The 12,720-nt window shown below is 59.7% G+C and carries 8 protein-coding genes; 3 read left to right on the top strand and 5 right to left on the bottom strand.

The window, feature by feature from the left end:
* Positions 1-387: 387 nt before the first annotated feature.
* The gene (locus NP552_RS23850) at positions 388-1,764 is read right to left on the bottom strand and encodes an L-serine ammonia-lyase (protein ID WP_054916697.1); all 1,377 of its coding nucleotides are present in this window, start codon (positions 1,762-1,764) and stop codon (positions 388-390) included.
* Between the two features lie 350 nt (positions 1,765-2,114).
* Between NP552_RS23850 and NP552_RS23845 the strand changes: the two genes are divergently transcribed.
* The 3 genes from NP552_RS23845 (at position 2,115) to choV (ending at position 5,156) form a co-directional block, all read left to right on the top strand.
* Positions 2,115-3,062, top strand: coding sequence for a choline ABC transporter substrate-binding protein (locus tag NP552_RS23845; RefSeq protein WP_043860364.1), 948 nt, complete (start codon positions 2,115-2,117; stop codon positions 3,060-3,062).
* A gap of 70 nt (positions 3,063-3,132) precedes the next feature.
* Positions 3,133-3,981 (top strand): choline ABC transporter permease subunit, encoded by an 849-nt coding sequence (gene choW / locus NP552_RS23840; protein WP_173925098.1) that lies wholly within the window; start codon positions 3,133-3,135, stop codon positions 3,979-3,981.
* On the top strand, positions 3,978-5,156 hold the full coding sequence (gene choV / locus NP552_RS23835) for a choline ABC transporter ATP-binding protein (protein ID WP_043860366.1): 1,179 nt from the start codon (positions 3,978-3,980) through the stop codon (positions 5,154-5,156). Before choW ends, choV begins: the two co-directional genes overlap by 4 nt.
* Before the next feature lie 699 nt (positions 5,157-5,855).
* Here the strand turns inward: choV and NP552_RS23830 are convergent.
* The 4 genes from NP552_RS23830 to NP552_RS23815 form a co-directional block, all read right to left on the bottom strand.
* The gene (locus NP552_RS23830) at positions 5,856-6,446 is read right to left on the bottom strand and encodes a hypothetical protein (RefSeq protein WP_156326268.1); all 591 of its coding nucleotides are present in this window, start codon (positions 6,444-6,446) and stop codon (positions 5,856-5,858) included.
* Between the two features lie 275 nt (positions 6,447-6,721).
* Complete coding sequence (locus tag NP552_RS23825; RefSeq protein WP_274097213.1) at positions 6,722-7,342, bottom strand: hypothetical protein; 621 nt, start codon at positions 7,340-7,342, stop codon at positions 6,722-6,724.
* The gene (locus NP552_RS23820; protein WP_274097212.1) at positions 7,339-12,015 is read right to left on the bottom strand and encodes an RHS repeat-associated core domain-containing protein; all 4,677 of its coding nucleotides are present in this window, start codon (positions 12,013-12,015) and stop codon (positions 7,339-7,341) included. The genes NP552_RS23825 and NP552_RS23820 overlap by 4 nt, the downstream gene beginning before the upstream one ends.
* A partial coding sequence (locus NP552_RS23815) for a DUF2345 domain-containing protein (protein ID WP_274097211.1) occupies positions 12,012-12,720 on the bottom strand: 709 nt, incomplete at its 5' end. The genes NP552_RS23820 and NP552_RS23815, both read right to left, overlap by 4 nt.

The following is a 12,720-nucleotide window of genomic DNA, read 5'->3' as shown; positions in this document are numbered from 1 at the left end:
CTCTCCTCACACAATGCAGGGTGTGCCTCAGGCTCGGGCTTTTTGTCATGGCCCCGGTTCGATTGCAGGGGCTTTGCCAAACCCAACGCAAATGCCATGCCCAAACTTGAATACGCATTCAACAACACCTGAAAACGACATCGCGATGTGTCTAGTTCGCCCACGCCCGCAGGGTCGCTTTTAAACGCAAAAGGCCGGGCCAAAGCCTGTCTGTAGTCCCGTTGTGAAATTGGGTAGCACTTGTGGGAAGGATGCCCAGAAACGACAACGCGCGGTGTCACCGCGCGTGCTGGAAGGGGTGGCGTGGCCAGTGAATCGCCATCGGCCGGGGTGCGTCAAAACGCAGCGCTCGCTCAAGGTAGTGGACCAAAACGGCGCAGCCACGCCTCAGCATTCGATGGCGTTCACCGCCAGGCCGCCGCGAGAGGTTTCCTTGTACTTGTCGTGCATGTCGGCGCCGGTGTCGCGCATGGTGCGGATCACCCGGTCGAGGGAGATGAAGTGCTCGCCGTCACCGCGCAAGGCCATCTGCGCGGCGTTGATCGCCTTGACCGCGGCAATCGCGTTGCGCTCGATGCATGGCACCTGCACCAGCCCGCCAACCGGATCGCAGGTCAGCCCCAGGTTGTGTTCCAGGCCGATCTCGGCGGCGTTCTCAAGTTGCGCCGGGGTGGCCCCGAGCACTTCGGCCAGGCCCGCCGCCGCCATTGCGCAGGCCGAGCCGACCTCGCCCTGGCAGCCGACTTCGGCGCCGGAGATCGACGCGTTCTTCTTGCACAGGATGCCCACCGCCGCCGCGCCCAGAAAGAAGTCCACCACGCTGGCTTCGCTGACCTCGTCGCTGAAGCGCATGTAGTAGTGCAGCACCGCCGGGATGATGCCTGCCGCGCCGTTGGTGGGGGCGGTGACCATGCGCCCGCCTGCGGCATTTTCCTCGTTGACCGCCAGCGCATACAGGTTGACCCACTCCATGGCACTGAGGGTGGAGCCGATCACGTTGGGCTTGCCCAGCTCCTGCAGGCTGCGGTGCAGGCGTGCCGCGCGGCGGCGCACATTGAGCCCGCCCGGCAGGATGCCCTCGTGGCGCAGGCCGTTTTCGACACAGGCCTGCATGGCCCGCCACAGGGTCATGAGCCCGGCACGGATTTCAGCCTCGCTGCGCCACACCTTTTCGTTCTCCAGCATCAGTTGCGACACGCGCAGGTCGTGCTGCCGGCACAAATCCAGCAGTTCCACGGCACTGTTGAAGTCGTAGGGCAGCACGGTGGTGTCGGCGTCCAGCACACCGCTGGCCGCCTGCGCCGCGTCCACCACGAAGCCGCCGCCCACCGAGTAGTAGGTATCGCGGTGCAGCTCGCCCTGCTCGCCCTCGGCGATCAGGGTCAGGGCGTTGGGGTGGTACGGCAGGTTCTCGTCCAGCAGGCGCATGTCGCGGGCCCAGACGAAGCCGACCGGCCAGCGTCCGTCCAGCAGCAGGCTGTCGGTTTCGCGCAGCGTGGCGATGCGCGGGGCGATCTGCGCCGGGTCGATGGCGTCCGGCCATTCGCCCATCAGGCCCATGATCACCGCGTTGTCACTGCCGTGACCGATGCCGGTGGCCGACAGCGAGCCGTACAGGCGCACCTCGATACGCCGCACTCGGGCCAGCAGGTTGCGCTCGCGCAGCCCCTGCACGAACAGCGCTGCGGCGCGCATCGGGCCGACGGTGTGCGAGCTTGAAGGGCCGACACCGATCTTGAACAGGTCGAACACACTGATGGCCATGCCGCGTACCTCTGGCTGCTACGCTGAAAAGGCGGCAATCCGCCGGTTTCGCGCATCATCAGGCTTTTGTCAGCGACCACGACGTCTGCAACCGACGCGCTCTTGTCCAGCAGCGCCGCCCGTTGCCAGGGCAGGACCTGCGCCGTTTTTTTGCGGTGCACATGCGCCAGAACCGCGTTTTTCGAGGCCGACGACACTGTAAGCGACCTCATTGGCACTGGATGCGACCCTGCCTGTACTGGATACGACGCACCCGGTAGGCGTTTGATTTTCGCTGTTAGATGATCGGTACCGACTCGATTGCACGGCCCCTGTCCCGTGGGACATCCGAAAAAAACCAGGAGTCCACCATGAAAGGTTCACCCCCGCTGTTGCTGGCCGCGCTGCTGAGCCTGCCGGCGCTGGCCCAGGCCGTGGAGCCCGAGCAGTGCCACACCGTCAACTTCTCCGACGTCGGCTGGACCGACATCACCGTGACCACTGCAGTCACCAGTGCGGTGCTCCAAGCGCTCGGCTACAAGACCCGCACCACCATGATCTCGGTACCGGTGACCTACAAGTCGCTGGCCGACGGCAAGAACATGGACGTGTTCCTCGGCAACTGGATGCCGACCATGGAAAACGACATCAAGCCGTACCGCGATGCCGGCACCGTCGAGACCGTGCGTGCCAACCTGGAGAATGCCAAGTACACCCTGGCCGTGCCCCAGGCGCTGTATGACAAGGGCCTGAAGAACTTCGCCGACATCGCGAAATTCAAGAAGGAGCTGGACGGCAAGATCTACGGCATCGAGCCGGGCAACGACGGCAACCGCACCATCCAGAGCATGATCGACAAGAATGCCTTCGGCTTGAAGGACGCCGGCTTCAAGGTGGTGGAGTCGAGCGAGGCCGGCATGCTCGCGCAAGTCGACCGCGCCCAGCGCCGTGGCACCGACGTGGTGTTCCTCGGCTGGGAACCGCACCCGATGAACACGCGCTTCAAGATGAAATACCTCGAAGGCGGCGACGACTTCTTCGGCCCCGACTACGGCAAGGCCACCGTGCTCACCAACACGCGCAAGGGCTACAGCCAGGAGTGCAGCAACGTCGGCCAGTTGCTCAAGAACCTCTCCTTCACCCTGGACATGGAAAGCACCCTGATGGGCAAGGTGCTCGACGACAAGGTCAAGCCCGACGCCGCCGCCAAGGCCTGGCTCAAGCAGAACCCGCAGGTGCTCGACACCTGGCTGGCCGGCGTGACCACCGTGGATGGCAAACCGGGCCTGGAGGCGGCCAAGGCCAAGCTGACGCAGTAAGCACGCCCCGCGCCGGGGGGCGATTGCCCGGCGCGGGTTGTTTCCAATCCCTTGCAGGTGGACGCTCGCTATCATGCTGATCGATCAAAAAATACCCCTGGGCCAGCACATCGCGGCCTTCGTCGAGTGGTTGACGCAACACGGCGCCAACTACTTCGACGCCTTCGCCGAGGCGCTGGAGTTCATGATTCACGGGGTGACCGGGGCGCTGACCTGGTTCAACCCATTCGTCCTGATTGCCCTGGTGGCCCTGATCGCTCACCTGATCCAGCGCAAATGGGCGCTCACCGTATTCTGCGCGCTGTCGTTCCTGCTGATTCTCAACCTCGGCTACTGGCAGGAAACCATGGAAACCCTGGCCCAGGTGCTGTTCGCCACCTTCGTGTGCGTGGCCATCGGCGTGCCGCTGGGCATCCTGGCGGCACACAAGCCGATGTTCTACACCGCCATGCGCCCGGTACTCGACCTGATGCAGACGGTGCCCACGTTCGTGTACCTGATCCCGACCCTGACCCTGTTCGGCCTGGGCGTGGTGCCGGGGCTGATCTCGACGGTGGTGTTCGCGATTGCCGCGCCCATCCGCCTGACCTACCTGGGCATCCGCGACGTGCCGCAGGAACTGCTGGATGCCGGCAAGGCGTTCGGCTGCTCGCGGCGCCAGCTGCTCTCGCGCATCGAACTGCCGCATGCCATGCCCAGCATCGCGGCGGGGGTCACCCAGTGCATCATGCTGTCGCTGTCGATGGTGGTGATCGCCGCGCTGGTGGGCGCCGATGGTCTGGGCAAACCGGTGGTCAACGCACTCAACACCGCCGATATCGCGCTGGGCTTCGAGGCGGGGCTGGCGATCGTGCTGCTGGCGATCATGCTCGACCGTATCTGCAAGCAACCGGACGCACCGGCAAGGAGTGAAGCATGAGCATCATTCGCTTCGAAGAGGTCGACGTGATCTTCTCGCGCCACCCGCGTGAGGCGCTCAGCCTGCTGGACCAGGGCCTCACGCGTGAACAGATCCTGAAGAAGACCGGTCTGGTGGTCGGCGTCGAGAAAGCCAGCCTGGACATCAACAAGGGCGAGATCTGCGTGCTGATGGGCCTGTCGGGTTCAGGCAAGTCGAGCCTGCTGCGCTGCATCAACGGCCTGAACACGGTGAGCCGCGGCAAGCTGTTCGTCGAGCATGAAGGCGCACAGATCGACATTGCCCACTGCACCCCGGCCGAGCTGAAGATGATGCGCACCCAGCGTATCGCCATGGTGTTCCAGAAGTTCGCCCTGATGCCCTGGCTGACGGTACGCGAGAACATCAGTTTCGGCCTGGAGATGCAGGGCCGGCCCGAGAAGGAGCGGCGCAAGCTGGTGGACGAGAAGCTCGAGCTGGTGGGCCTGACCCAGTGGCGCAACAAGAAGCCCGACGAGCTGTCGGGCGGCATGCAGCAGCGCGTGGGCCTGGCCCGGGCGCTGGCGATGGACGCCGACATCCTGCTGATGGACGAACCGTTCTCGGCGCTCGACCCGCTGATCCGCCAGGGCCTGCAGGACGAGCTGCTTGAGCTGCAACGCAAGCTGGCCAAGACCATCGTGTTCGTCAGCCATGACCTGGACGAGGCCCTCAAGCTCGGCAGCCGCATCGCGATCATGAAGGACGGGCGCATCATCCAGTACAGCAAGCCCGAGGAGATCGTGCTCAACCCGGCAGACGAGTATGTGCGTACCTTCGTCGCGCATACCAACCCGCTCAACGTGCTGTGCGGGCGCAGCCTGATGCGCACGCTGGACAAGTGCAAGCGCATCAACGGTTCGGTATGCCTGGACCCGGGTGGTGATTCTTGGCTGGACCTGGCCGAGGGCAACACCATCAGGGGCGCGCGCCAGGGCGTCAACGGCATGGCCTTGCAGAACTGGGCGCCCGGCGAGGCGGTGGAGGGGCTGGAGCGCAAGCCGACGCTGGTGAATGCCAATATCGGTATGCGCGAGGCGTTGCAGATTCGGTATCAGACGGGGAACAAGCTGGTGTTGCAGGAAGGGAATCAGGTGGTGGGGATATTGGGCGACAGCGAGCTGTATCACGCGTTGTTGGGCAAGAATCTGGGGTGAAGCCACGCTCGTCGTTTTCGTAAGGGGGACTGGCATACTCGCGCAACAGGTTGTCCAGCAACTTGTTGCGCCGAGGCGCATAAACGGAGCATCTTAGAAAAGCCAGCCCACCAAAAACAGCAGCAACTAAACAAATTCATTATTTCTTTGCACAAGAAAAGCCACCGACCGTAGATAAGCACCAGAAATTTTCTTTGCCCGATCCACCCTGACTAAAACTCCAAATTACTTAACGACTTTTTAAACTTACGACAACCTCAGCACGCCTTCAACAATGTCGTCAAACTGACTATCGGCTCTACATCCAGTCCGTTTCCAACGGGTTCATTCTTAAAAAATACAGCTTGACCTTTCCATTCTAATACGGGACAGGCAGGACGAATATGAACTGGCCGGTGATAATATAGATTATTATATGTATGACAAAGAGCAGCTCACGGTCTAGTTTCAAAATCAAATCAGTACCCACACCCTTGAATTCTCCCACTACAGAAATATATTCTAGCCCCTCAAAAAAACGCCTATCATCGCCATTGGAAAAAATTCGGGAATTTCAATTTTAATTTTCATATAGTTCGGGGACTTTACTTGTGTAAATATAAACTTCACCCCGGCCCATGCCCACGCTTGATACTTCCAGGAAGAGTTGGTACGAGGCCATGATCAGGAGGGTGCATCTAGGTCATTCTGCCTATGAAATCAAGAGAAGCGTAGAAAGTCAACCAACTTACAAAGTGCACCTATCCGAGCCACTTTTGAGATTGAATGCAGTTCCTCAGCAGAATAAAAATTCATTGTAGCCCGCACCATTCCCGTCGATACATCAGAGAAGCGATCAGCCGAACAAAAATCGCTTTCGAGGGCGCCAACTCTGTACCCACCCCGTTTACTCTTCCGACTAAATCTCAGTACTTTGCCACCCTGTAAAATAACAGCTCCATCCTTTAGGTCCTTATCAAAGAAATAGATCTCAAAATCATTACCCCACCTTAACCTCCTATAATACTTGAGTAGCGGCACCAGCCTTATACCAACAGCTTCGAATCCAACACCTAGCCTTTCATCGCAAAAAAAATAATTTTTTACATTAACATCAACCCATTTATTACCATAATTTACAGAATACCACCTTTCATAAAAATGAAAGTCTGAAACAGACCCTACCAGATCATAGTCGCCCATCACAACATCACTCACCCCCCATCCTTTGAGCCCAAAAACTTCGGGAGAATCATCCACCGCGTGGTTTAAAAACAAATCAAACAACTTAATCAAATTAATCTTCAACATAATAAATTCACCTTACCTAACCACCGGATTGGTACCTTGTTTATGATGTCTAGTCAAAATATCTCTAACCTGCACAAACTCGGGCGACTCGCATTCCCATGGGACGCAATGATACTAGGCCTCGACATATGACAGAGGAGGCATCTAAAATGGTGATCATAAAAGGCTATACTACGTCCATCCTGAGGGCGTAGTCTGCCGCCAAAGAACATTAAATATGTATTGCTGCCCGCCTCAATACATGGCGGGCCACGTCAGAAGCGGCAATGCTTCGCCTACCTCTTACTACATATAAAATCAACAAATCTTAAAAAAGCCACAGGAGCACCTTTAACGTTTTCTCGCCGCCCATCACAGTCAACCCTGTATAAACTCATACTTCTTTTAACTGTATCAACCACGAACCCTGGAAGTTTACCCGATTCATCAAGCCCGCTTTCGATTGCGCTAACAACATATGCGCCTTTTTTTCTCCAGCTTCCAAAAAAAACAACTATCTTATCCTCAATTATTACTGCACCATCTTCATAATCTTCCCAAAAATAGAACGCTAACGGTCCTGACTCACCTCTTGGCAAAGCACGGTAAGACCAGTACGCCTTTAAAAGCGTAGCCAATCGTACTTTAGGGCCTACTCCTATACCACTACCTACTTTCTCATCTGCAAAAAAATACAGCTTATGCAGCAAGCCCACACTACGCTTTTGGTATGGGACAAAAATTTCTTTTTCATAAGCATGAAACTCCAACTTATCACCTGACACTTCATACCCAGCGTCTTCCAAAACTTCAACGCGAAGAGCAGGTAAATGTAGCGACTCTACCCCATCAAAATTCAGCCTATCCAAAAACGTATAAAATATCTCAAAAAAAGAAGTATTAATCATGTTTTTCATTTGACCTTACCTACTACAGGATTGGTACCTGAAATTTGGTGGTTTTTCAGGATGGCCTCAACTTTTTCAAACTCTGGCACTCGATTTGATTTTGGATTTGCATCAATCCCTGCTCGTGCAGATTTACTTAACCTAGCAAGATTTTTCGAGTCATCGAGATAATCAATAACGCACTCGCAAACCTTTTTCCATTGAGAAGCGCTTAATTTGCGCATGGCGGGATCAGCAGGTTCTAAAACTATTTTAGTCCCAGTGGTATCTGGCTTTAATGCGACATGTCCATGAGAACCAGGCCTTTCGACATTTACATGAACTCCTCGATTCATGACATCAGGTCCGACTGTGCTTCCTTTAACCGGATACCCAGCCAGCCCCAGCGGATCCACCCACCCAACCGGATTCGGCGCATACACATACAGATTCAACCCACCCGCATAACTGATCGGGTCTTTACTGACAAACCGCCCCACCCCGGGATCATAGTAGCGATGCCGGTTGTAGTGCAGGCCCGTCTCATGGTCGTGGTACTGCCCTTGGAAGCGAATCGGGTTCTTCACCCCTTGCTGCTGCGCCCATTCCGAACGCTGCTCCTTCACTTCTCCCCAGGCCTTGTACTGCGCCGACCACGCCACCTGGCCGAAGTGATCGGTCAGTTCCTGAGGCGTACCCAGGTGATCACACTGGTACCACGCCAGCGCAGCGAAGGGCTTGGCCAGCGGCACAAAGGTCCAGACCGGATCGTCATCGATGTTGTACGGCTGACTAGAGGTCGGCTGGGCAATCAACCGAATCCCTTCATGCCGAACCGCCTGCGCCACCGGCACGAAGCTGCCCGGCTCGAACAGGTAGTGCACCGTGCGCCCGGTGTCACCCTCGTACTGCGCCGGGCTGCTCTCCCATGCCAACTGGTCACCATCCCAGCCGTACAGCGTGAAGCCACACCCCAGCTCGCGTTGCTTGCGCTCATGCTCGTTGCGGTTCCACTGCGAGCCGGCTTCGCGGCGCGCTTTGTAGTGCGCGCTGGAGTGCTTGAACAGGCGCCGGCCCAGTGCATCGTAGGCAAACTCCACCGCCAGTCGCGCATCCTCGAAGTGCGCCAGGCGATCGAACAGGTCCCAGCGCAGGCGACTGTGGCGGCCGTTGTGCCAGCGCTGAATCTGGTTGCCACGCTCGTCGTACGCGTAATGCGTACCGGCGTACTCACGCAGCAGGTTGTCCAGCAACTTGCTGCGTTTGGGGTCCTGGTCCAGCGGGCGGTGCGCCTGCTGCACGCTGTCGTCGCGCAGGTTGCCTGCGGGGTCGAATGCAAAGGTCTCCACACCGAGGCGGCTGGCAGCCTGCAACAGCCGCCCCACCGGATCGTAACGATAGGCCAGCGGCCCGCGCCGGGTATCGTCGATGTCGGTCAGTTGCCCGGCCGCGTCATACACATACGCACGCTTGAGCAGCGTGCTGTTGTCATCGCTACGGCCCAGCAATTGCTCCTGCAGACGCCCCACCGGATTCCAGCGCTGGGTCTGCAGCAAGTGATTGCCTTGATGACGCGCCACCTCACGGTGCAGGTCGTCACGTTCATAACTCAACAGGTCATGGTCATCCAGGCGCAAGCCGAGCAAATGACCACTGCCGTAGGTCAGCCAGCTGACGCGGTGCCCGTCCGGGCGCAACGTCGCCACACGCTGGTTGAGCACGTCGTACTCGTGCTTCCACACTGCAACCACCGGGGCCTGCAACCCGAGGTAATGCTGGTGCTCGCGCACCAGGTTGCCGGCCGGATCATGGAACCACTGCACACGGCTCTGATCGTTGCTGGCCATGATCAGCTGGCCGTTACCGTCGTAGGCGAACGTCTCTCGCTGGCTCAGGTTGCCCTGGCTGCTGAGGCTGGCGCTGCGCTCGGTAAGCCGGCCCATCGCATCGAAACGCAGGCTGATGCTGCGCTCGCCATCAAGGGTGCTGTGCAAGCGGCCGGTAGACGCCTCGTAGGTGTAGCGCGTGGCGCGCCCGTCAAACCCTCGCTCTTCCAGCAACCGGCCCATGGGGTCGTAGTGAAAGTGCGCGCGGCGTTCGTTTTCGTTCTCCAGGGCCACCAGCCGCCCCACCGGATCCCAACGGTAGTGCAGGGTCTGTTGCGCTGCATCGACCCGCTCGCTGATCAGGCCGGCGGCGTTGTAGCGCCAGGTGGTACACCGGTCCAGGGCGTCGAGGTGAGCGAGCAGACGCCCCTCGGCATCGCGCTCGAAGCGCTCCTCGGTGTTGTCCGGGTGCGTGACCAGCGACAGCTGTCCCGCCTTGTAGGCGTACTGGGTCGTGTGCCCGGCCGCGTCGGTGAACTGCACCAGGTTGCCGTAGTCGTCGTACGCCCATGCACTGAGCTTGCCCGAGCAGTCGGTGTACTTCAGCAACTGGCCGGCGGCGTTGTACTCCATGGCCTTTTCATTGCCGTTGGCATCCTTGATCGCGCTTACCAGACCGCTTGGGGTGTAGGCGTACTCGGTCTTGTTGCCCAGCGGATCGGTCGCTTCGAGCAGGTGGCCGCGCTCGTTGTAGTCGCGCAGCCACAGGCCGCCTTCGGCATCGCGGATCTTGATCAGCTGGCTCTGGTCGTCATAGGCGTAATGCACTGTCGTGTGGTCGGCACGAATGTGCTGCAGCAGGTCGCCACAATCGCTATAGGTGTAGCGATCCTGACTGCCATCGGTGTGCACGTGCCGGATGACGTTCTTGGCCTGGTCGCGAAAGAACCATTCGCTACGATCATCCGGATGGCGGATGCGGTAGGTGTAGCCCAGCAGGTCGTAGTAGTGCCAGGTCTCATGCCCCAGCGCATCGGTGACATAGGTGAGCCGGATGTTCTCATCCCACTCCAGCCGCGTGTCGGAGCTGCCGTCGTCTGCCCATTCACGTACTGCCCTGGCATCCGCGCCACTGCCTTGCCATTGCAGGTTCATGCCGCGCCCGGTGCGGTCGGTGTAGCGCGTTATCAGGTGATGCTGGTACTGGTAGTTCCAGGCCGCGCCATGTTCGTCCTGCGCATGGCACAGGTCGCCGGCCGCATCGTAGTGGTAGGCGCACAGCTGTCGCAGCACCTGCCCGTCGCGGATCTCCCACAAGCCGGTCAAACGGCCGTGCTCGTCGATCAGGGTGCCCAGGTGCAGGTGGACGTCGGTCAGTTCGTCCTGGTAGGTGATCACATCCGACAGCACCGGCAGGTCGTTGTGGCGGTGCTCATGGTGCAGCATGACGCCCGCGCCGTTGCGCAGCACCACCTGCTTGAGCACAAAGCGCTGACCGTGGCGCACATACGTTTCCTTGCGGTCGTAGCCCCGGCACAACAACAGCTGATGCTCGCCAGTACGAATCAGCGTGAAATTCTCGACCGAGTCGTAATGAAAACCACTGACCGTGGGTATCGGGTAGGCGTGGCTGCGCCCATCCGCGTCATGAAACACCAGACCGTCATCGACACAATCGAACCGCGAGGTGAACTCGGTGATCCAGCGCGCGCCCATCACATCTTCGTCATAGGCTTCCAGTGCCGAGCAGTAGGTACGGGTCCACTCCAACGCAAACGGCCCTGGCAGGCTGAAGTCGGTGTGCTGCAGCGACTCCGCGCCCGTGGCAAAGCTGATGCTCTTGCAAGTGCCGGGACAGCTGCCGTTTTTCTGCGGCTTGGGCCGACGCCGGCCGCGCATCTGGCGGCGTACCACCTCCAGTGCGCCCATCCCAGCTATCAACGTCACGGTACTGACCGCCTCGGGTTTGACGTTGCCAGCCACACTGTTGTTGTGAACCCACCATTCATCCGCCGCATCCGCCATGGCCATGCGCAGGGATTCGAGGGAGTTGGGGTCGTTCGGGTCGGCAAGTTTCTTCAGTTGCTGGCGCACCCGGGGGCCCATGTCCCGTAGCGTTCTGATGTACGGCGCTACCAGTGCCTTGGCCTTGTCGGGCACAAACTGCTTGGCGACCGCATTGGCCAGGCCTTTGGCCCCGGCCTTGTAGCTGCTCGCCACTGCGCTGAGGAAGTTGGCGGCGGTGGACTCGGGGTCGTGCCACCACGTGCTCAACTCCAACTCGGCGCTGTCCAACTCACCCTGGGCATCGAACGTGCCATTGACCATTGCGTCGAGGCCGCTGGCCAGGTCGTTGAGCATCCCTTCGCAGAACGTGCCGCAATCCTCCAACAGCGTGGGCAGCATACCCTCGGTCTGGTCGAGGAAATTGTCGATGGTGCCGACGATCGAGGCGTTCAAATGCCCGACAGCCACTGCGATCAGTGCGTCGCCCAGTGTCTTCTTGCCGTGCTGACGCGCCAGCGCCAGCATCGGGCGCAGGGTCATGCGTGCGGCTGCCATGTTGGGTGGGGCGGGAATCACGCCGATAAGGTTGATCCCAAGGCTGACCCAGACCAGCGGGTCCACCTCGACGCTTTCGCTCAAGGTGACGATGTCACTGAGCGTATCGACCAGCGCCATGATGTTGCCGATCACCGGCACACAACCGGCAAAATGCTGCAGCCGCTCAAGGGTGATCATGTCGTCGCTGATTGCGCGCAGCCAATCATCGATATGCGCCGCCGCCAGGCCCATGTCTTCAAGGGCCACCTGATCCAGTGGGACGATGGCTACCTGAGGTTCACGATGGTTTGCAGCCGTACTTTCAGTGGTCATGACAGCATCTCGCCCATCAGCAACGCCGGGGTTTCAAAAGAAGAGGTAGAGGACAACATCGCGGGCAGACCTGGCAGGTCACTCGCCCTTTTCGCGGTACCCAACAGCTCGACGGCAGAGGGTGCGGCCGCCATCAGCAACTGCGGCACGCCTTTGCTCGCGGCCTGTACGGTGGTCTGCACCTGTTGCACGGCCTGCACGCCGCCTTTCACGGCATGCATCGCCCCCATTGCAGCACTCGCCAGCGTCTTGGCTTGCGCCGCGACATTTTCGCCACGCGGCACAATGGGCTTGGCCGGTGTGGCGAAGTAGCTGCCAACACTCCAGGTGTCCGCAGGGTCACGGCCGAATCGCACACTGACGGGCCCCGACGCAGCGCCGGCCACACTCATGAAGCCCTTGGCATCAAGTGCACCCGGGAGGCGGGTGCCCATCGCGTCGACTACCTCGAAGTCGCCTTCCTTGACGCCTTCAAGGGTGGCGTACTTATTGAACAGCTCCAGGCTGCCCTTGCCCGGCTTGGGCGGCTCGGGGAAGGTCCCGGCCAGGCTCTTGGGCCCCATATGGGCGAAGTTCGCCGCGTGCGCGGTGTACGGCCCGGTGGTCACGTGGGTGATGCCGCTGGCGTTGTAGGTGGTGGCACTGCCGCCGCCCTGTACCACCAGTTCGGTCTTGGCTGTCAGCGTGATGCGGTCGGCATTGGCA

Source organism: Pseudomonas sp. 8209 (assembly GCF_028682105.1).
In the GTDB taxonomy this organism is placed as follows: Bacteria; Pseudomonadota; Gammaproteobacteria; order Pseudomonadales; family Pseudomonadaceae; genus Aquipseudomonas; species Aquipseudomonas palmensis.
This window is presented reverse-complemented; position numbering and strand designations above follow the sequence as displayed.

Bases quoted from the DNA above. Each gene is read 5' to 3' on its own strand.
- NP552_RS23830 (WP_156326268.1), bottom strand. From the start codon at position 6,446: ATGTTGAAGATTAATTTGATTAAGTTGTTTGATTTGTTTTTAAACCAC.
- NP552_RS23820 (WP_274097212.1), bottom strand. From the start codon at position 12,015: ATGACCACTGAAAGTACGGCTGCAAACCATCGTGAACCTCAGGTAGCC.
- NP552_RS23845 (WP_043860364.1), top strand. From the start codon at position 2,115: ATGAAAGGTTCACCCCCGCTGTTGCTGGCCGCGCTGCTGAGCCTGCCG.
- NP552_RS23850 (WP_054916697.1), bottom strand. From the start codon at position 1,764: ATGGCCATCAGTGTGTTCGACCTGTTCAAGATCGGTGTCGGCCCTTCA.
- NP552_RS23825 (WP_274097213.1), bottom strand. From the start codon at position 7,342: ATGAAAAACATGATTAATACTTCTTTTTTTGAGATATTTTATACGTTT.
- choV (WP_043860366.1), top strand. From the start codon at position 3,978: ATGAGCATCATTCGCTTCGAAGAGGTCGACGTGATCTTCTCGCGCCAC.